The following is a 19,711-nucleotide window of genomic DNA, read 5'->3' as shown; positions in this document are numbered from 1 at the left end:
TCCTGTGAGGTTAAAGTAACGGTATGAAAACCTTAATGGTAAGGATGTGCTAAATATGATCAAACCTTTCGTTCCCCAGCTTGTTTACATTGAACCCCGGGCGCTAGAGTACCCGTTAGGACGAGAGTTGAAGGAAAAGTTCGAGGGTATGGGAATCGAAATAAGAGAAACGACCTCACACAACCAAGTAAGAAATATTCCGGGCAAAAATGACTTGCAAAAGTATCGTAACGCGAAGTCAACGCTTGTCATTGGTGTGAGAAAGACGTTGAAATTTGACTCGTCTAAACCATCTGCAGAGTATGCGATCCCATTTGCAACAGGATGTATGGGGCATTGTCATTATTGCTATTTGCAAACAACAATGGGAAGTAAGCCTTACATTCGAACGTACGTCAATGTAGAAGAAATATTAGATCAGGCTGAGCAGTACATGAACGAGCGAGCGCCAGATATCACAAGATTTGAAGCATCATGCACTTCAGATATCGTAGGAATTGACCATTTGACACACACACTCAAACGAGCGATTGAATACTTTGGACAGACTGACCTTGGAAAGCTTCGCTTCGTCACGAAATTCCATCATGTCGATCATCTGTTAGATGCAAAGCATAATGGCCGGACAAGATTCCGTTTTAGTATCAATGCCGATTATGTCATTAAATATTTTGAACCCGGCACATCACCGCTAGATCAGCGGATTGAAGCGGCTGTTAAGGTCGCAAAGGCAGGCTATCCTCTTGGCTTTATTATTGCCCCAATCTACATCCATGAAGGCTGGCAGGAAGGGTATAAAGTTCTTTTTGAAAAGCTTGATGCAGCTCTTCCTGAAGATGTGAGAAACGATATCACCTTTGAAATGATTCAGCATCGCTTTACAAAACCAGCAAAGCGTGTGATTCAAAAAAACTATCCGAAATCAAAATTAGAATTGGACGAAGAAAAAAGAAGATACAAATGGGGAAGATATGGAATAGGTAAATATATCTATCAAAAAGATGAGGAACAAGAACTAAGAAAGACTTTAGAGTCATATATAGATCAGTACTTTCCTTCTGCAAAAATTGAATATTTTACTTGAAACAAGCCTATATGGCTTGTTTTTTCTATTTAAATTTTTTTACAACTATTGAATGCGGTATCATTTTGCCGATATATAAATTAAGGTGTGAAAGTAGATGTAGGGGTGATGAGATGTTTAAGAAACTTCAAGTGAGAATAGCTGTTTTCATCTCAGTTATTTTAATTTTAACCGTCGTGGCTGTTCAAGTGGGTTCTAACATAGTGTTAAGACCACTTATTGAACGAGATGCAAAAACCACCGCAGCAGCAACGGCAGAAAGCCTGAAAGACATTATTACAGAAAAGCTTGATAATTACGGCAATACCATTAACAAAGTAGCAACAGGTAAAATGACTGAAGAATTTGCGCAAAAACAAACAAAGCAAACACTGGATTTTGAAAAAAGTGCACTAAAAAACTTGCAGGAACAGGATAAACTCGTCTCGTTTGCCTATATTGGAACAATTGACGGCAAAATGCTCGGCTTCCCAGAGTTTGATCTTGGCGAAGGGTATGATCCATCTAAACAAGGCTGGTTTAAACAAGCAGTCGAAAAGCCTGATCAGGTTGTTTGGACAGATCCATATGTTGATGAAGCAACGAAAAAAGTGATTGTCTCCGCCACGAAGGCGATTGTCAAAAATGGAAAGGTCATTGGGGTCGCTGGACTTGATTTGAAGCTGTCCTCTATTCAAACTTATATAAATGAACAAGAGATTCCTTATAAGGGGACCGCTTTCTTAGTTGATGGTACAGGCACCCTTTTGGCGCATCCAACAGATCAAGGAAAAAACATATCAAAGGTCGCCTCTGTGAAAAAAGCGCTCGACAACTCAGGTGTTGATGACAGCAAAGAACTGACGGTCATATCTAAAATCAAAGAAGCCGATTGGACGGTTGGTGTCAGCTTTGAGAAAAAGCAACTGCTTTGGATTACAGAACAAATGAATCAAATAAGCATCATTATATCTGTTATTGCCATTATTCTTGCGATGATCCTCAGCTTCTTATTGGCAAGAAGTATCACTACACCAATCAAGCGTCTAATAGGGCATGTGCGTAAGGTGTCAGAAGGCGATTTAACAAGTACGCTTGAAGTGAAATCCCAAGATGAAATTGGTTTCCTCACGAAAAGCATTAATCAAATGACCGAGGATATCAGGGAGTTAATTGAAAAAGTGAAAGGGGCTTCAGATCAAGTTGTGAAATCAGCGGATGAAGTGACCCACATTTCAAATGAGACTTTGCTGTCTAGCGAACAGATTGCAACGGCCATTCAAGAGGTGGCAACAGGAGCGACTAAGCAGGCATCAGATGCAGAAACGATTAATGAAAAATCAGAGCATTTGTATGAGAAAGTACGCCATATGGGTGAGCTCGCTTCACAAATGCAAACCAACTCAAAATCATCTGAAGATGCAAGCTATAAAGGACTTGATGCACTTGGTGTGCTCGTCCAAAAATCAGCACAAGCAAACGAAGAATCGAAAAAGGTAGAGCAAATGCTGCTAGACCTTGAGCATAAAACGAAAAATATTGAAAACGTCGTAACCGCCATCTCTGAAATCTCGGATCAAACGAATTTACTTGCACTGAATGCAAGCATTGAAGCAGCGAGAGCAGGAGAAAGTGGACGAGGATTTGCTGTAGTTGCAGAAGAAGTGAGAAAGCTTGCTGAACAATCTGCGCAGTCAACAAAACACATTAGTGAAACCGTCAAACTCATTCAAGATGAATCGAAAAAGGCGGCTGAAGCGATGACAACAGCAAGTAAAATGAATGAGGAACAAGGTGCCGCCATCAATGCAACAGGTGAGGCACTCAGCAGCATCACAATGGAAATGCAGGCACTTGTCGGTTCAATCGACAGCATTCATACACAGATTAATGAAATGACAGAAGAACAGCAGAAGATGAGTGACTCCATTCAAAGCATTGCTGCCATTTCAGAAGAATCTGCAGCCTCAGCTGAGGAAGTGCATGCGTCTACAGATGAACAAGTTCAAGTGTTAGAAAGAACGAAAACCTCAACTGAAATGCTCAACGAATCAAGCCAGGCACTGCGTCAGGCGGTTGATCGATTTAAGGTGTAAGAGCGGAAAGGAACCTTGCGACATGAGCAAGGTTCTTTTTGTATGATAAAATAAACTAGAGGAGGTGTTGACATGGATGTCAATCTAACTGGAAAAAAAGCATTGGTAGCTGCAAGCAGTCAAGGTATCGGAAAAGCGATTGCCTTTGCTCTAGCAAAAGAGGGAGCAGATGTGATGCTCTCGGGAAGACATGAACAGAAGCTGAAAGAAACAGTCAACGAGCTTTCTCCGCTTGTCAAAGGACAGTTGACTTATCAAGTATGTGATGTATCTGACGCCGGGCAAATCAAGGCGCTTGTTCAAGCGGCGGCTGGTGATGAGAAGTGTCTAGACATTCTTGTGAACAATACAGGCGGGCCTAAAACAGGAACGCTTGACACCTTAACAGATGAAGATTGGATCGAATCATTTCAACTTCATTTACTCAGCTATATTCGATTATTAAAAGAGGCATTGCCTTATTTGAAAAAACGCGGCGCACGTGTGTTAAATATTGCGTCAATGTCAGTGAAAGAACCGATACCGGGCTTGATGCTGTCGAATACATTTAGACCGGCCATTGCAGGCTGGACAAAAACAGCTGCTCAGGAGTTTGCAAAGGATGGTATTTTGATCAATACGTTAGCACCTGGAAAAATTGAAACAGACCGTGTTAAACAGCTGGAAAAGCACCGCGCACAAAAAGAGCATCGAACGGTTGAAGAAATCAAAGCACAGGCTGAACGAGCGATCCCGCTTGGCCGTTACGGACAGCCAGAGGAATTTGCAACATATGCAGCGTTTCTTTTATCAGAAGCCAATACATATATGACAGGTCAAACACTGATCATTGATGGTGGATTGACAAAGTCTCTTTAAGGAGGAACAAGTGATGGCACAAATCAAATCAGTTGGTTTTATTGGAATCGGTGTAATGGGACGCAGCATGGCAGGACATTTAATGGATGCAGGCTATGAAGTTCTCGTTTATACAAGAACGAAAGCAAAAGCAGACGCATTGATTCAAAAAGGGGCGTCATGGAAGCCGGCAGTAAAGGACATTGCAGAAAGTGCAGATGCCGTCATCACAATGGTGGGATATCCATCGGATGTAGAAGAGATCTATTTAGGTGAAGATGGGCTTGTGGCACATGCCGCGCCTGGAACATATCTCATTGATATGACGACATCGAAGCCTCAGCTTGCAAAAGAAATTGAGTTGAAAGCGAAGGAAAGAGGTGTATTTGCATTAGATGCACCTGTATCAGGCGGAGACATAGGAGCCAAAAATGGCACGCTGGCCATTATGATCGGCGGAGAAAAGTCAGCCTATGAAGCCTGTCTGCCGCTATTTGAGCAAATGGGTGAAAACATTCAATATCAAGGACCGGCAGGAAGCGGTCAGCATACAAAAATGTGTAACCAAATTGCCATCGCAGCGGGAATGGTCGGTGTCGCAGAGGCAATGGCTTATGCCGAAAAATCAGGGCTTGATCCAGAGCAGGTACTCAAAAGCATCACAACAGGTGCAGCCGGAAGCTGGTCCTTGTCAAACCTTGCACCAAGAATGCTGAAAGGTGATTTCGAGCCAGGGTTTTATGTGAAGCATTTTATCAAGGATATGGGCATTGCACTTGAAGAAGCAGAGCTGATGGGTGAAGAAATGCCAGGGCTCTCACTTGCGAAGTCACTTTATGAAAAGCTGAGCGAACAGGGCGAAGAAAATAGCGGGACCCAAAGTATCTATAAATTATGGGTCAAATAAAAAACTACCCCGCCTAGCTGGGACAGTTTGTAGCTTTAAACTAACCCACAAAACAAACTAAAAACCTGTCCAAATAGGGACAGGTTTTTTTGATATTATTTTCCGATGAATTGCTGCGTCCAGTAGTTGCCTGATTTCACATAACCAACACCGATATGTGTATAGCTTTTGTTTAAAATGTTCGCTCTGTGGCCTTCACTGTTCATCCATGCTGTCACAACTTCTTGAGGAGATCTTTGACCTTGGGCAATGTTTTCACCTGCTGATTTGTAAGTGATACCGAATTGCTTCATTTGATCAAATGGAGATCCATAAGTTGGGCTTGTATGAGAGAAATAGTTTTTATCTTTCATATCTTGAGATTTTGCGCGAGCAGATTTGCTTAATTTAGAATCAACAGAAAGTGCCTTTAAGCCTTGTTTTGCACGCTCTTTATTTGTAAGCTCAACCACTTCTTTTTCAAATGCATTTAAGCTGCTGTCAGCTTTTGATGCTGTTGTGTCTTTTTGGTCAGCTTTTGTGTTGCTGTTGTTGTTTGTATTTTCTTTTGCTGGAGTGCTTGGTTTAGAAGCAGTTGGTTTTTTCACTGATTCTTGTTTTTGTTCTTGTTTTGCTTTGTTTACTTCTTTCACTACTTTTGTTCCAGTAACAGGTTGACCGCTTTTGATCAGTTTGTTTAATAGAGCTTCGATCTCTTTTTGATTCGACTTGCTTAGCTTGTTTACATCTGAAGAGATATGTAATTTTGCTGCTAGTGTATGAAGATCAATGGCTTGATGCTGTACATTTATCACTTGTTTCAGGTTAAGCTCCTTCGCATCAGCTGAATGTCCTCCAGTGAAAGTGATGAGTGCAGCAGCTGTCAGCGCTGAAAAAAAGAATGATTTCTTCTTCATATTGTAACTCCTCCTAAAATCTTTGTTTTGTTTTCTCACAAAAAATCATACCATGGACTTTTTGTTATAAACGTACCAGCATCCTCCATTGACAATGCCAGTTTGTCATTTTTGTTAAAGTCATAGTATGAGCCGCTTCATATCAAAGGATAGGGAATTCTTCCATTTAAAGAAAACGACACAAACATACCAATATTTTAAAGTGTTAGTATATTTTTTTGCAGATTAGGGATTGACAGCTTTTTTTCACTCGTTTCGCTGTAACAACTATTACAAAAGTGTTACAATAATGAGTGGTAATTGTAAAAGATTGAAAAGGATGAGAGGAGCTACATAAGTGGGAGAGAAACAGCATCAAGGTGCTGCCGAGCAGAAAAAAATTAAGCGCCGGAACGCCTGGAGGATTAATCTCTTTTTCTTCGCTGTATTTAGTTTATTTGCTGGACTTGTGATCAAGCTTGGTGTGCTGCAAATCGTCAATGGTGAAGATTATAAAAAGCAAGCCAACCGAACAGAGGTCAAAACAGCATCATACCCGTCTCCAAGAGGAAAAATGTATGACGCGAGAGGAAGAGTCGTCGTTGATAACGAAAGTGTACCTGCCATCGTTTATACATCAGAAAGCGGTGTGAAAGCGGAGGATAAGATTAAGGTAGCAAGAAAACTTGCGACTTATATAAAAATGGATACTGATTTTTTGAGAGAGCGTGACATTCGAGATTTTTGGCTGGCGAGCCATCCGAAAGAAGCGGATAAACTCCTTTCAAAAGCGGAGAAAAAAGATATCGATGCAAAGGATGTCTATCCGCTTCAAGTAGAGCGTGTCCCAAAGAAAGAAGTCAAAGCGATCGAAAAGGATGCAGAGGAAAAAGCTGTTGCAGCGATCTACCGTAGATTTACAGGCGGATATGCCTTTGAGCCCCAAATCGTGAAGGCAATGAACCCAAACGAAGAGAAAAAAGGGGACGAAAAAGTTGCTTTACTCGATGAAACGAAAGAATCAAAACAGACTTCATCCGTAAGCCTGACATATGAAGAAATTTCACTTGTCTCAGAGCATCTTGATGAACTGCCTGGTGTGAACGTCATCAACGACTGGACAAGAAAATATCCGTATAAAAAGACCCTTTATAATGTACTTGGCGGTGTGACTACACCAGAGCAAGGAATCATTAAAGAACGTGAAGATTACTATATGGCAAGAGGCTACTCCCGAAATGACCGGGTAGGAAAGAGCTATTTAGAATATCAGTACGAGGATTTTCTAAACCCTGAGAAAGCGACCGTTCAATATACACAGGTTGGCGGGAAGCTGCTCGATGAAATCAAGCGGACAGAAGGACGAAGAGGACTTGATCTTGCGCTGACATTTGATATGGAGCTGCAAAAGGAAATCGACAAAATCGTGGAATCAGAGCTTAGATCCGCCAGCGCGAGAAACTATATGATGGATCGTGCCTTTGTCGTTATGATGGACCCTCACACGGGGGATGTTCTCGCGATGTCGGGCAAGAAAATGGACGGCAGAGACGTCACAGATTATGCGATCGGAACATTTACGACGCAGTACGAAATGGGCTCTGTTGTCAAAGGAGCCACTGTCCTCTCTGGTTATCAAGACGGAATGTCACACAACCAAGCCTATATGGATACACCGCTCTACTTTGCAGGAAGTAATGGAAAACCGAAACAGTCTTACAAAGTTCTTGGATGGGTTAACGACATTCAAGCACTCCAAAAAAGTTCCAACGTCTACATGTTCCAAGTAGCGATGAGAATGGCGGGTATCACCTATCAAAAGGATGGTCCGTTACCAGCAAGGCCTGAGCACTTACAAAAAATGAGAAACTACTATGCGCAATTCGGTCTTGGCGTGAAAACGGGGATCGATCTGCCGCAGGAATCAAGCGGGATGCAGACGCATCCTAAGACGGTCGGCGGACTCTTGCTTGATGAAGCAATTGGTCAGTATGACACGTATACACCGCTTCAAGTGGCGCAATACATGTCGACGATCGCCAATGGAGGCAGCCGTATTCAGCCAAGAGTAGTGAAAAGTGTTCATCTTCCAACGAAGAAGGATGAAGTAGGCCCAGTCGTAAAAAAATATGAGCCGAAAGTGTTGAACACGATTAACAACTCGAAAGCAGATATTGACCGCGTAAAAACGGGACTGAAAATGGTCACATCAACAGGCGGAACTGCCGCTGGCCGGTTTGGTCAGCATGATGTTGCAGGAAAAACAGGTACAGCGCAAACGTTCTACTATGGTGCCAACCGCAGCTGGTGGGGAAATAGAACGTACAACTTAACCTTTGGAGGATATTATCCTTCTTCTAATCCAAAGGTGGCGTTTAGTGTCGTGACACCTTATGTCTCAGATAAAGATCCTGTTATTAAAAACATCCCAAGTAAAATAGTGGATAAGTACGTTGAATTACAAAAGAAATATGAAAAACAATAAACCGCAGGGAGCACAGCAGCAAAAAGTGCTCCCTTTTTGCTGAAAATATGGACGTTTCCCTCGATGACAGAAGGAAAATACGGGTTTTCTAGCGAATGTTTTTTATACATCAATCTAAGGACAACCCTAAAAAATGAAAAGGAGGGTCGGACGACGATGGAACAACAAATGAAAGATTCGAATCAATTGTATTCGAACATCGATTTACATGCCGTTCTTTCTTCTAATGGCCGCTTTCTCTACATTTCTTCCAACTGTAAGCAGCTTTTGCTTTATGAACAAAAGGATTTACTAGGGTGTTTTTTGAAAGACTTTGTTCATACCGAAGATCAATTTCTCGTCGAAAGTTATTTTTACAATCAGCACATGCTAGAGGTTTGCCACTTTAGACTGCTAAGAAGTGATCTGACAGCTGTATGGATCGAAGCAAGCATTGACTTTGTTGCTTGCGATGGGTTAGACAACGAAGTAAGTAGAGAAATGATCCTGAAAATGAGGGTGCTGGATACTGAGCCCCAAAAAGCAGCATTTCAAGCAGCATCAAAAGTAGCAGAACAGTCGTTAGGCAGTCTGCCGGCTTTCCAAAATGTCAGTGAAGCTGAACAATTGATTGCCGTGCTGCCAAATCCGTTATGTATTACGACTTTAGGGAAAATTGTGTATGCGAATGATGCGATGCTGCAATTAATGGGGGTAAGTGCAAGAGATGACATGATCGGCAAGTCCGCGTTTGATTTTATTGCTGAAGAGTACCATGATATTGTCAGAAGCCGAATAACAAGGCTGCAGCAAGGCCTTCCAGTCGGAATGATTGAACAGATATGGAAGCGTAAAGATGGGAGCAGTATTCATATTGAGGTAAAGTCGTCACCGACGATTTATCAAAATCAGCGGGCAGAGCTTTTACTGCTAGTTGACATCTCATCCCGTAAAAAGTTCCAAACCGTTCTTCAAAAAAGCCGGGAGAGGTATCAGCTGCTCATTCAAAACTCCATTGATACGATTGCGGTTATCCATGATCACAAGTGGGTATTTATGAATGAATCAGGCATTAAATTATTTGAAGCCGAGCATTACGATAAATTAATAGGAAAGGATATCTTTCATCAAATCCATTCCTGTGATCAGCAGAAGGTCAAAAAGAGCTTATCTCGTATTATTGAAAGAGCATCAGATTCTGAGATTGTCACGATGAGCTGTCATACGTTTAAACATAAGCTGATTTATACAGAAATGGTATGTATCCCAACTACATTTTTTGGAGAAACAGCGGTTCAAATTATTTTAAGAGATATATCCGAACGTAAGCAGACAGAAGAGCTCATGCTCCGCTCTGAAAAATTGTCGATCGCAGGTCAATTGGCGGCTGGCATTGCACATGAAATCAGAAACCCATTGACCGCCATCAAAGGCTTTTTGCAGCTCATCAAACCGAAAACAAAAGATCGCGATCAGTACTTCGAGATTGTATTCTCTGAGCTAAGCCGAATAGAAATTATATTGAGTGAGCTGCTAATGCTGGCAAAACCGCAGCAAACGGCATCGATGCAGACGCTTGATTTGAAAAAAATCATCAGCGAAGTCACGGCACTGTTAGAAACACAAGCGAACTTAAATGGCATTTTAATGAACACAAGTGAGATAGAGGAAGGTCTCCTGATGAATGGGGATCAAAATCAGCTCAAGCAAGTGTTTATCAATTTAATCAAAAATGCTGTAGAATCCATGCCGGACGGAGGAAAGGTAGACATCATGGCCAAAGCAGAAAGTGATGGAATACTTGTCACGATTCGTGATGAAGGAGTCGGCATTCCAGAATCGGTTATGAAGCGGATTGGAGAGCCCTTTTTAACCACAAAGGAAAAAGGAACTGGACTTGGCCTCATGGTGACATTTAATATTTTAGAAAATCATAACGGGACGATCCGTGTGGATAGTCAGCCTGAAAAGGGCACCGTATTTCACATCACGTTTCCTGCAAAATAAAAACAACGGCAAGAGAGCCGTTGTTTCAATCTAGCGAATGTATGGAACGTTTTTCAAGTACAAATTGTTCTAGCCGGTCAAGTCCTTCTTTCAGCGTTTCAAGTGAATAAGCATAAGACAGGCGCACATACCCTTCGCCGAGTGGAGAGAAAGCCGAGCCTGGTACGACCGCAAGTCTTGTACTTTCTAACAGCTCCATGCAAAAATCAAAGGAACTCATCCCAAACGATTCAATGGATGGAAAAATATAAAAAGCGCCAGAAGGTTTAATCACCGGAAGCCCCATAGAAATGAGCCGATCATATACATAATCGAGTCTTTTCTTATATTGCTCTCTCATGATCAGTGCATCATCTACACCATTTGTCACAGCTTCAAGTGCCGCCTTTTGTGAGACAGCCGAGGCACAAGACACGTTATATTGATGTACTTTTAATACATGTTTAGCAATTGGAGCTGAAGCGAATAAAAATCCAATTCTCCATCCAGTCATGCTATGAGATTTTGATAGTCCATTGATGACAATGGTCTGTTCTTTTAAGAAAGAGGCAATTGAATGATGCGGCCGGTCAAATGTCAGCTCGCTGTAGATTTCATCGGATAAAATAAAGATGTCTTTTCCTTCAAGGAGCTGGGCAATTTCTTTCAATTCTTCTTCTGAAAGTGTGACACCAGTCGGATTTGAAGGGTAAGGAAGAACCACACACTTTGTCTTTTCTGTTAACGCATCCTCAATCAGCTTGGCATTCAATTTAAAGCCAGCATTCGTTGTGTCGATATGTACGGGCATGGCACCACACATTCGAATGATCGGTTCATAGCCGGGGTAGACAGGTCCAGGTAAAATGACCTCGTCGCCTTCTGTCAAAATGGTCCGAAACGCAGCATCAATTGCTTGACTTGCACCTGTTGTCACAATGATTTCTGTCTCTGCATCATAATCAAGATTCACTTTCTTCTTGATATAATGCTGGATCGCTTGTCTTAGCTCTATGAAACCAGCATTGTGAGTGTACGAGGTGAAATTCTCGTCAATGGCTGTTTTGGCAGCTGTTTTGACATGATGCGGCGTATAAAAATCGGGCTGGCCTATCGTCAATGAAACGACATCCTCATATGACGATACGAGATTTGAAAATGTTCGAATGCCTGAAATTTCAATATCCTTAACTCTTGGATTCAGCAAATGCTCCATTTCTCATCACCTTAAAAATTTATGTTTTTATCCTATTTTACCATTCACTGCATAAATGTCACCTGCGAAAGGCACTGGATATCGTTATATGTAGTCTATTCTCCTATCCATCACCGCATGAGTGATATATTGAAGAAAGAGCAACATTTATTATAGCGTAACCTCAAGAGAAAATACAGGCTGTGATGAAGATGATTAGAAAACGGCAAAACTGCGTAAACTGAAAGAACGTGAGAATCAGGGTCATGGGAATGGCTCTCATAGACATACGATCTCCTAAAGGAGGACGATAGATGGAACAATCAGCGAAGACATCGAAAATCGCGTTTCTATCCGTGCTGAGCAACACTTTTGTTGTCATCTTAAAAATCATTGTGGGTCTATTAACTGGATCTGTTGCGGTGTTATCAGAAGCCATTCATTCGTTTCTCGATTTAATGGCGTCGTTTATTGCATTTATTTCTGTTCGTATTTCAAGAAAGCCAGCAGATTCTAAACATCCTTATGGACATGGAAAAGTTGAAAATATTTCTGGAACGATTGAGACCCTGCTAATTTTCGTTGCTGGTATTTGGATTATATACGAATGTGTTCACAAACTAATGCATCCTGAGCCAGTCAAGCTGCCTGTGCTTGGCATTGTGGTCATGCTGCTAGGCGCTCTTATCAATTTTGTTGTATCGAGGGTTGTGAACAAAGAGGCTGAGCGAGTACATTCAGTCGCCATGAAATCAAATGCACTGCACCTTTTAACGGATGTATTTACGTCACTAGGGGTGGCAGTCAGTTTATTGCTTGTGGCATTAACTGACTGGTATTTCCTAGATCCGATCATTGGAATGGTTCTGGCCCTCTTTATTATGCGTGAAGCGTTTAAACTCATGAAGGAAGCCTTCCCGCCGCTTGTTGATGCTCGATTAACGCCAGAGGAAGAACAGTCAATTGAAGCGATCATTCAAGGATTCAGTCAAGAATTCATTGAATATCACGACTTTCGAACAAGGCGGTCTGGTGCAGAGGAATATATTGATTTCCATTTGATTGTAAATGGAAAGACAACGATTGAAGATGTTCACCAATTATGTGATCGAATTGAAGAGAAGATTCAGCTGGAATTTCCGCATGCACAAATCTTTATTCATGTGGAACCTGAAAGTGAAAGAAGCGCACAAACGTAAAAAAGGCGATCAACCTATTTTCAGGTTGTATCGCCTTTTTTTACGCTTCATCTATGAAATGAAATCAATATCCATAAGCAGTATCGTAGTCTTCATACCAAGAGATATAAGCTGTGTCATCATTTGACAAACCATGCTTCATATCTAAAAAATCAGCCTCGCAAATATCTTCAATTACAGTCATTTCGTTGTTCTTTAATAATACGACAGTTCCCATCATGAACACCTTTCTTTAAAAAATCCTTGACTATTGTACCATTTGAAGAATCATTGTCAACAGAAGAATGGAAACAAGACGAAAATATCACAAAATGTTAAAAAATCAGGAGGTAAAAGAACTAGAAGTGCCATGATTTTCACAAATTTTCAGTATTTATTCACATAAATCGCTTAGATCAAACTGATCTAAAATGTATGTAAAAGTGTAAAGCTCCATTGATCTTGCTATATTCATAGGATATAATAACGAATGATTATAAGAAATTTATAGAAAACATACATAATAAAGGAGAAATAGGATGGAAACCAACATAACAGAACCACACATTCAAGAAAAGAAGCATCCTGAGCTAGCAGGTGTAGGCTATCGTTTTCTTGCACACCTTTTGGACGGTATCATTATCGGAGTACCAATTGCTTTTATCATGTTTATTTTGGCGTCAGTCTTTTTTATCTCAAGCCCAGAGGCAGCAATGATGATGGATGACGACAGTTATTACTATTCTTCAACTGTCATAACGGATGAGGAATGGGAAGCTATTATGGGACTGATCTTTTTCTATATAGGAGCAATCTTGATGGGTACCGTGGTGACATGGCTTTATTATGCCATCATGGAATCATCAAAATTGCAAGGAACACTTGGAAAGATGGCTCTCGGCATCAAAGTAACAAAAGTCACAGGCGAAAAGGTCACATTCGGACGTGCAACTGGCCGTTTCTTTGCAAAAGGCTTTTTGTCTCCGATCTTATATATTGGCTATATCATTGCCTTTTTCACAGAGAAAAAACAAGCACTTCACGATTTGATTGCAAGTACAATTGTTGTGAAGAAATAATGAAAAAAGCACCTCTGCTATATGGTAAGAGGTGCTTTTTTTCATAGATTGCTTGTATGGAAAAGGGAAACAGCACATAAAATAGAATGATAGTGAAAAATGAGGCAGGGAAGGGAGACAATCGATTGAGAACAGGAAAAAAGATCGCACAGAAAAAAGGGGCAGGCTTCGGGCTGTTTTTGACAGCACCTGTGCTGGCCTGGGCGTTGTATGATTTTGCAAATACGATCTTTTCATCAAATATGATCACCATTTTCTTCCCATTTTACTTGCAGGAAACAATCGGGGACAGTGCGAGAATGGACCAGATCGCCAGCACCTTTATTTCTTATGCAAACGCACTAGCCAGCTTTTTTCTCGTCATTTTTACACCTTTATACGGAGTGCTGATTGATCGTACAGGAAAAAAGAAACGCTACATTACGGTGTTTACGTTCATATGTATTGCTTGTACGTTGATGATGGGGATTTTTGCTGGGATTGATTTCTCAAGTGAATGGTTTGGGCTGCCTGTTTCTTTATTGGTCGTGGTCACCTTGTTTGTGATCGCAAAGTTTTTTTATCATTCTAGTCTGGTTTTCTACGACACCATTTTGCCCGATCTTGGGACAAAGGAAGAAATCCCGCTTATTTCTGGATTTGGTATCGCCGTCGGCTATTTAGGAACACTTGTCGGTCTCTCTGTTTATTTACTTGTCGGCAATGACCAGTTTCATGAAGCATTTATTCCGACAGCCCTTTTATTCCTTCTCTTTTTTCTACCCTTTCTCTTTTTTGTAAAAGATCCTCATCCGCTGCCTCTACAAGAGAAAAAGGCGTCTTTTTTCAGCGGGTATAAAGAGATTATTCACACGTTTAAAGAGATGAAAAAGTACAAGCCAGCTTTTATCTTTATGATTGCTTTCTTTTTTATGAATGATGCTTTACAAACAGCGATTGCGATGATGGCTGTTTATGCCAAAATCATCATTGGCTTTACCGCTGGGCAATTTATTTTGCTCTATCTTGTGTCGACCATTTCAAGTATCATTGGCTCCTTTTTGTTTGGATATATTACAAAAGCGATAGGGGCAAAGCGATCGATTACAGTCGTTTATGTCATTTTAATTGCTGCGCTGATTCTGGCTGTGACAGCGACAACCGAATGGGTCTTCTGGGTAGCGGGCAGTTTATTCGGAATTTCACTTGGCGCAAGCTGGGGGGCATCACGAATCTTGATTATTGAACTGACACCGAAGGAAAAGCGAGGACAGTTTTTTGGCCTCTTTGCATTCTCAGGGAAGGTATCTTCCATTATCGGGCCCATCATTTATGGCTCAGTTACCCTGCTGTTTGCAGAGCACGGAAATCTCGCAAGCCGCCTCGCACTAGGGGCTTTGCTCATCCTTGCAGCGATAGGACTTGTGATTCATCAATTCGTTCGAGAGAAAGCGTAAAGAAACGTCAACTTTTTACCTATGCTGCCGATATAAAAAGTACAATCTTATATTGAAGAATAGAGGGATTTCCGTGGCTTTAAACAAACAAGAAATTTTACTTGACTCTGGTACCAATGAATTGGAAATTGTGAAGTTTGAAATTGGTTCAAATCAATTCGGCATTAACGTCATGAAAGTAAGAGAAATCATTCAGCCGGTTGAGGTGACGGTTGTACCGCACTCTCACCAAGATGTAGAAGGAATGATTAGTTTACGAGGCGAGATTTTACCAGTCATCAATCTATTTTCCTTTTTTAATGTCGAGTCAGATCAGTCAGAACAAGAGAAATATATTGTGACTGAATTCAACCAACGGAAATTTGTGTTCCATACAGGAACGGTATCACAAATTCACCGCGTCAGCTGGGAAGAGATTGAGAAGCCGACTGCACTCAATCAAGGGATGGACCGTCATTTAACGGGCATCATCAAGCTTGATGAAAAAATGATTTTCCTTCCAGATTACGAAAAAATCATTTATGATATTGAATCCGCTTCTGGTGTTGATACGTATCATATGTTTGACGGTGAGAAAGACGAGAGAAGAACAGGGAAGAAACTGTATGTCGTTGAAGATTCTCCGCTTCTCATGCGTTTATTAACAAATGAATTAACCGAAGCAGGCTATAAAAACATTGTGACCTTTGAAGATGGCAAACAGGCATATGATCATGTCATGGATCTTGTCAGCAAAGGAATCAGTGTTACAGAAGAAATTGATATGATCATTACGGATATTGAGATGCCTAAAATGGATGGCCACCGGTTAACAAAATTGCTCAAGGACAATCCTTTAACAAATTCCATTCCGATTCTTATCTTCTCTTCGTTAATCACTGAAGATTTGCGTCATAAAGGGGAAACGATCGGTGCAGATGATCAAATCAGTAAACCAGAAATTCATCAGCTGATTGAAAAAGTCGATCATTTTATTATCTAAACAAAAAAACCACTCATGCCGAGTGGTTTTTTTCTGTTTAAAAATAACTTTCCCCGAGTCGTTTGAAGACGGGCTTTGTGTAATGTGATTTTTGTTTTGTGGCGGCAGGTTTTTCTTTTAAACCGACATACGTTTGAAGTATTTGCTTTGCTCGGTTTAATGACATATTCGCTTTCGGATTGCGATATGATTGATTTAAATTTCCTAAGTGTGGCAAAAATTCGAAGTCTTCTTTAGTTGGTGGCAGGTGAAAATAATAATCTCCAATTTCAATCAGCACGTCGGACTGTTGTTGACTATACTTGGGATTGTTAGAGAAATGTAGGCCCACTTTTCTTCCTTTACCTTCTTGTAATAGTTTTTGCAGCGCTCGTTTTTTCAAAAGATAAAGAAACTTGGGGTTTGGTGCGGTTTTAGCATGGCGGTTAACAGTATAAATGGCTTTTGCGATGTTTTCTGCTGTAGGTTCTATGTCTTTAGTATGAGCATAATCGTCCATTTTTTCTCTCCTTTGTCTTTCGTCTTCCTGTGCTTAGTATAAATTATACGTTTTTATTAGTAAATTGCAAATAGAGATATTGTAAAAAGAAAACCTTTGGTATAAAGGGATTAGGGAGGGTTAAAAATTTTGTGTGTTCGAATTCCCCCAATACTTCCTCAAAAATTTATAAATTCATCGCCTCTTCAAAAACTTTAACTGATTCTATTTCTGTTGATTTTTGAACGGTAAATTTTTTAAAATTGTGTTTTTCGGTAACAGATTGACAGCACGAAGGAGATGTCAGAGGAACAGGCAATATGAAGTTGCTCGGCATTTTTAAAGTTACAAATTTGGAGGGATCAGCAGTAATACAGCAAGCCTTTTGCGGCAGGTTTACTACTACACCGAATAAAGGCGTTTAGAGGCTTTAACAGGGGAAACTTGGTTATACGGTTAGGTGAAAGGTGATATGATTGTAAAAAGGAGGTAATATAATGACATTCAAAAAAGCGTTTAATATAGGTTATCTTGTTTTGCTTTTATCTTTTATTGTCGTGTATTTCTTGCTTCCAGTCGATCAATTATTTACAGCAATTATGATCCTTACCGTATTATTTGGAATATATCAATTAATGATTTTCAAGAAACTAAAAGAACAAAAAAAGTAATAAAAAACGCCCTAGTCTTCATTAGACGGGAGCATTGAAACTTAAGCCATTGATTGCAATCCTTATAATAGTGGGAGTATGAATCACAATCGGTTATTTTGCATTAAACACAAAACCACGATAAGAGGTCATACCTCAAGTATCGGTTATGATAAATTCCAGTATAAAAAGCCCTTTTCGGGGGCTTTTTTATTTGAATATCTTTTTCGTGCCGGATACATTTTCGCAGCACACCGCAAGATATGTTTTCACAATCGCATTCTTTTAAGCGACGTTTACGGCCAGTCAGATTGAAATCAATTAGTAAATTGCAAATAGAGTTATTGTAAAGAGCGCTCGGATTATCATCGCTTGTATTTACAATAGCCATTTATGATGGGGCTAAAACACCTTCTGCATTTTAGCAAGCACGCTAGCTGTTATTATTTTTCTCTACCCATTTAATCTGGAGAGAATCAGTTTGTTTTAATTTTCTATATGCTAAAGGTGTCGTATTTTTTATTCTTTTAAACAAATTGATAAAATAGCTTGTGCTGTTGAAGCCTACTTGGTAGGCGATTTCTGTGATATTGAGATCCGTTTCTTGAAGCAGGATGAGGCTTTGCTGAATTCTATATTCATTTACATAATGCATGGGTGATTTCTTTAAGATGTCTTTAAAGTATCTGCAGCATTCTGAGCGGCTAAGCTGTCCTGCACGAGCAATATCTTGGAGAAGGATCTTCTCATGATAATGCTGATGAATCCAATTCAGCATGTGTTTCATCCGTTCATTTTTATCGTGTTTACGCGCATCATGTTTCATTTGAAAACCATTTTGTAATAAGCTTTTCCAAATGGTGATGAGCTGAATATTGAGTTCAAGTTCATAATAGACTGGAGTTTCATCGATTAATTGTTGAATGGTTTGAATACATTGATAAATATGCTTTGGCCAGTGATCTTTTTGGTTGAGTAAAATATATGGTGTCTGGCTCGCATGCATATATGGATGGACAAATGTGGTGAATAATTCATTCGCTGTGATGAAATGAGGAGAGACATTTAAACAAACATAAGTACATGCCGTCTCATGCGCATCTTTTGCCATATGCAGGCAGCCACTATTGATGAAGATGCCATCTCCTTGCTTCAAATATACCGTCTTTTCATTGATGTGAAACTCAGCTTCACCCTCTAAAATAAAGACAAATTGAAATTCGCCATGCCAGTGAAGAGGAATATAGCCGCTTCTATGATGACGAATTTTCGTATGATAAAGAGCAATGGGCCATGTTGTCGTGGAATGCTCCGTTAATTCTTTCAGGTTGTAGTCAATCAGAAAATGATGGTTGTGCATGATTCTCCTCAATATTCTTTTATTTTTATGTTCAATTGATATATCAATATGTAACAAAGTGAACTACTATCAACTATATTATCATGATTTGTTAAGAATTGAGGAGAATGAAAATGAATAGGAGAAAGGGCATTTTACTTGTACTCATAGGCGCCATCTGCTGGGGAGTAGGAGGAACGATTTCACAAAAATTGTTTCAGCAATATGGGATTGATGTCAATTGGCTTGTGACGGTCCGGCTGCTCGTTTCAGGGGGATTGCTTTTATTTGTTCATGTTATGACAAAAGAAAAAACACACCTGATTGGCGTGTGGAAAAAGAAGAGGACAGCGATGCAAGTCCTTCTATTTGGATTAATGGGGATGCTGGCTGTTCAATATACTTATATGGCATCCATTCAACATGGAAATGCTGCCGTGGCAACGCTGCTGCAGTATACAGCCCCTGTCATGATTATCGTGTATTTGGTCATTCGCAGGCAATCAATCTTCACTAGAAGAGATCTGGTCACAGTGGTATTGGCTTTAGCGGGTATGTTTTTCTTATTGACGAATGGTTCTATTTCAACATTAACCGTTCCATTTGTGGCAGTGATGTGGGGAATACTATCAGCTGTGGCGCTCTCGTTTTATACGTTATATCCAATCAGCCTGTTAAAACAATTCGACTCTCTAGTGGTTGTCGGATGGGCGATGCTTATAGGAGGAGGCGCCCTTAGCTTGATCCATCCTCCATGGAAGGTTAATCTCACTCATTTACCTTTTGAAGCGTATGTCTATTTATTGTTTGTGGTCATATTTGGAACGATGATCGCGTTTTGGTTTTACATAGAAAGTTTGCAATACTTATTACCAAAAGAGTCAAGCTTAATTGGCAGTGTTGAGCCCCTTGCAGCAGTCGTCACGACTGTTTTCTGGTTAAAAGAGCCATTCGGTCTTTTCCAGTGGATAGGGACAGCTTGTATTGTCTATATGATTTTATTCTTGGCATTGTATCAGCCGAAAAATGAGAGGGATGGGTGTTAAACAATTGGAGGAATGATAAGAAGAATTGACTGAATGAAATATAAATAAAGTGAACTATTAGTTCATGATAACTACCTATTTATTAAAATGGGTAGTTTCT

17 protein-coding genes and 1 pseudogene are annotated in these 19,711 nt (G+C 40.3%); 13 read left to right on the top strand and 5 right to left on the bottom strand.

Annotated elements, in window-relative coordinates:
* Positions 1 to 55: 55 nt before the first annotated feature.
* The 5 genes and pseudogenes from splB (at position 56) to JVX94_RS07790 (ending at position 4,903) form a co-directional block, all read left to right on the top strand.
* Positions 56 to 1,084 carry a spore photoproduct lyase gene (splB, locus tag JVX94_RS07805; RefSeq protein ID WP_048238754.1) on the top strand — a complete coding sequence of 343 codons (1,029 nt, stop codon included), beginning with the start codon at positions 56 to 58 and terminating at the stop codon, positions 1,082 to 1,084.
* Positions 1,085 to 1,095: 11 nt separating this feature from the next.
* Positions 1,096 to 2,220, top strand: a pseudogene (locus JVX94_RS19760) (cache domain-containing protein); the annotation flags it as partial.
* Entirely contained in the window at positions 2,212 to 3,159 is a 948-nt protein-coding gene (locus JVX94_RS19755) for a methyl-accepting chemotaxis protein (RefSeq protein ID WP_420869385.1), read from the top strand. The pseudogene JVX94_RS19760 and the gene JVX94_RS19755, both read left to right, overlap by 9 nt.
* A 72-nt stretch (positions 3,160 to 3,231) precedes the next feature.
* Positions 3,232 to 4,017 carry an SDR family oxidoreductase gene (locus tag JVX94_RS07795; protein ID WP_205185130.1) on the top strand — a complete coding sequence of 262 codons (786 nt, stop codon included), beginning with the start codon at positions 3,232 to 3,234 and terminating at the stop codon, positions 4,015 to 4,017.
* Positions 4,018 to 4,030: 13 nt separating this feature from the next.
* On the top strand, positions 4,031 to 4,903 hold the full coding sequence (locus JVX94_RS07790) for an NAD(P)-dependent oxidoreductase (RefSeq protein ID WP_111291326.1): 873 nt from the start codon (positions 4,031 to 4,033) through the stop codon (positions 4,901 to 4,903).
* A 95-nt stretch (positions 4,904 to 4,998) separates the two neighbouring features.
* Here the strand turns inward: JVX94_RS07790 and JVX94_RS07785 are convergent, their stop codons facing one another.
* Positions 4,999 to 5,799, bottom strand: coding sequence for a CAP domain-containing protein (locus JVX94_RS07785; RefSeq protein WP_025092342.1), 801 nt, complete (start codon positions 5,797 to 5,799; stop codon positions 4,999 to 5,001).
* Positions 5,800 to 6,136: 337 nt separating this feature from the next.
* Between JVX94_RS07785 and JVX94_RS07780 the strand changes: the two genes are divergently transcribed.
* The gene (locus JVX94_RS07780) at positions 6,137 to 8,263 is read left to right on the top strand and encodes a peptidoglycan D,D-transpeptidase FtsI family protein (protein WP_144470339.1); all 2,127 of its coding nucleotides are present in this window, start codon (positions 6,137 to 6,139) and stop codon (positions 8,261 to 8,263) included.
* Positions 8,264 to 8,419: 156 nt separating this feature from the next.
* Positions 8,420 to 10,249: a PAS domain-containing sensor histidine kinase gene (locus JVX94_RS07775; RefSeq protein WP_144470341.1), complete on the top strand. Its 1,830-nt coding sequence runs from the start codon at positions 8,420 to 8,422 to the stop codon at positions 10,247 to 10,249.
* Positions 10,250 to 10,274: 25 nt separating this feature from the next.
* Here the strand turns inward: JVX94_RS07775 and JVX94_RS07770 are convergent, their stop codons facing one another.
* The gene (locus JVX94_RS07770) at positions 10,275 to 11,444 is read right to left on the bottom strand and encodes an aminotransferase A (protein ID WP_203129732.1); all 1,170 of its coding nucleotides are present in this window, start codon (positions 11,442 to 11,444) and stop codon (positions 10,275 to 10,277) included.
* A gap of 293 nt (positions 11,445 to 11,737) precedes the next feature.
* Here JVX94_RS07770 and JVX94_RS07765 point away from each other — a divergent pair, with 293 nt between their 5' ends.
* Entirely contained in the window at positions 11,738 to 12,622 is an 885-nt protein-coding gene (locus JVX94_RS07765; RefSeq protein WP_095408357.1) for a cation diffusion facilitator family transporter, read from the top strand.
* Between the two features lie 64 nt (positions 12,623 to 12,686).
* Here the strand turns inward: JVX94_RS07765 and JVX94_RS07760 are convergent, their stop codons facing one another.
* Complete coding sequence (locus JVX94_RS07760; protein ID WP_162842519.1) at positions 12,687 to 12,839, bottom strand: hypothetical protein; 153 nt, start codon at positions 12,837 to 12,839, stop codon at positions 12,687 to 12,689.
* Between the two features lie 301 nt (positions 12,840 to 13,140).
* Here JVX94_RS07760 and JVX94_RS07755 point away from each other — a divergent pair, with 301 nt between their 5' ends.
* The 3 genes from JVX94_RS07755 to JVX94_RS07745 all read left to right on the top strand — a co-directional run bounded on the left by JVX94_RS07755 (position 13,141) and on the right by JVX94_RS07745 (position 16,098).
* Complete coding sequence (locus tag JVX94_RS07755; protein WP_024424707.1) at positions 13,141 to 13,680, top strand: RDD family protein; 540 nt, start codon at positions 13,141 to 13,143, stop codon at positions 13,678 to 13,680.
* 86 nt (positions 13,681 to 13,766) lie between these two features.
* Positions 13,767 to 15,116: an MFS transporter gene (locus JVX94_RS07750; protein WP_481748188.1), complete on the top strand. Its 1,350-nt coding sequence runs from the start codon at positions 13,767 to 13,769 to the stop codon at positions 15,114 to 15,116.
* A 73-nt stretch (positions 15,117 to 15,189) separates the two neighbouring features.
* Positions 15,190 to 16,098, top strand: coding sequence for a chemotaxis protein (locus JVX94_RS07745; RefSeq protein ID WP_095408359.1), 909 nt, complete (start codon positions 15,190 to 15,192; stop codon positions 16,096 to 16,098).
* A gap of 37 nt (positions 16,099 to 16,135) precedes the next feature.
* On the opposite strand, the gene JVX94_RS07740 is transcribed toward JVX94_RS07745, so the two are convergent.
* Positions 16,136 to 16,597: a YkyB family protein gene (locus tag JVX94_RS07740; RefSeq protein ID WP_008356877.1), complete on the bottom strand. Its 462-nt coding sequence runs from the start codon at positions 16,595 to 16,597 to the stop codon at positions 16,136 to 16,138.
* Positions 16,598 to 17,073: 476 nt separating this feature from the next.
* On the opposite strand from JVX94_RS07740, the gene JVX94_RS07735 reads away from it, so the two are divergent.
* Entirely contained in the window at positions 17,074 to 17,247 is a 174-nt protein-coding gene (locus JVX94_RS07735; RefSeq protein ID WP_186318630.1) for a hypothetical protein, read from the top strand.
* Positions 17,248 to 17,659: 412 nt separating this feature from the next.
* Here the strand turns inward: JVX94_RS07735 and JVX94_RS07730 are convergent, their stop codons facing one another.
* On the bottom strand, positions 17,660 to 18,586 hold the full coding sequence (locus tag JVX94_RS07730; protein ID WP_205185124.1) for an AraC family transcriptional regulator: 927 nt from the start codon (positions 18,584 to 18,586) through the stop codon (positions 17,660 to 17,662).
* Positions 18,587 to 18,699: 113 nt separating this feature from the next.
* Between JVX94_RS07730 and JVX94_RS07725 the strand changes: the two genes are divergently transcribed.
* Positions 18,700 to 19,611, top strand: a complete 912-nt coding sequence (locus JVX94_RS07725; protein ID WP_205185121.1) for a DMT family transporter — start codon at positions 18,700 to 18,702, stop codon at positions 19,609 to 19,611.
* The last annotated feature ends 100 nt before the right edge of the window (positions 19,612 to 19,711 follow it).

Origin of the sequence: Bacillus sp. PDNC022, assembly GCF_016919285.1 — a bacterium.
Lineage (GTDB): Bacteria > Bacillota > Bacilli > Bacillales > Bacillaceae > Bacillus > Bacillus safensis.
The sequence above is the reverse complement of the archived record's forward strand: the minus strand, read 5'-3'. Positions and strand labels throughout refer to the sequence as shown.

Coding starts and splice junctions, on each gene's coding strand:
- splB (WP_048238754.1), top strand. CDS start 56: ATGATCAAACCTTTCGTTCCCCAGCTTGTTTACATTGAACCCCGGGCG.
- JVX94_RS19755 (WP_420869385.1), top strand. CDS start 2,212: ATGACCGAGGATATCAGGGAGTTAATTGAAAAAGTGAAAGGGGCTTCA.
- JVX94_RS07795 (WP_205185130.1), top strand. CDS start 3,232: ATGGATGTCAATCTAACTGGAAAAAAAGCATTGGTAGCTGCAAGCAGT.
- JVX94_RS07790 (WP_111291326.1), top strand. CDS start 4,031: ATGGCACAAATCAAATCAGTTGGTTTTATTGGAATCGGTGTAATGGGA.
- JVX94_RS07785 (WP_025092342.1), bottom strand. CDS start 5,799: ATGAAGAAGAAATCATTCTTTTTTTCAGCGCTGACAGCTGCTGCACTC.
- JVX94_RS07775 (WP_144470341.1), top strand. CDS start 8,420: ATGGAACAACAAATGAAAGATTCGAATCAATTGTATTCGAACATCGAT.
- JVX94_RS07770 (WP_203129732.1), bottom strand. CDS start 11,444: ATGGAGCATTTGCTGAATCCAAGAGTTAAGGATATTGAAATTTCAGGC.
- JVX94_RS07765 (WP_095408357.1), top strand. CDS start 11,738: ATGGAACAATCAGCGAAGACATCGAAAATCGCGTTTCTATCCGTGCTG.
- JVX94_RS07760 (WP_162842519.1), bottom strand. CDS start 12,839: ATGGGAACTGTCGTATTATTAAAGAACAACGAAATGACTGTAATTGAA.
- JVX94_RS07755 (WP_024424707.1), top strand. CDS start 13,141: ATGGAAACCAACATAACAGAACCACACATTCAAGAAAAGAAGCATCCT.
- JVX94_RS07750 (WP_481748188.1), top strand. CDS start 13,767: ATGATAGTGAAAAATGAGGCAGGGAAGGGAGACAATCGATTGAGAACA.
- JVX94_RS07740 (WP_008356877.1), bottom strand. CDS start 16,597: ATGGACGATTATGCTCATACTAAAGACATAGAACCTACAGCAGAAAAC.
- JVX94_RS07735 (WP_186318630.1), top strand. CDS start 17,074: ATGACATTCAAAAAAGCGTTTAATATAGGTTATCTTGTTTTGCTTTTA.
- JVX94_RS07730 (WP_205185124.1), bottom strand. CDS start 18,586: ATGCACAACCATCATTTTCTGATTGACTACAACCTGAAAGAATTAACG.
- JVX94_RS07725 (WP_205185121.1), top strand. CDS start 18,700: ATGAATAGGAGAAAGGGCATTTTACTTGTACTCATAGGCGCCATCTGC.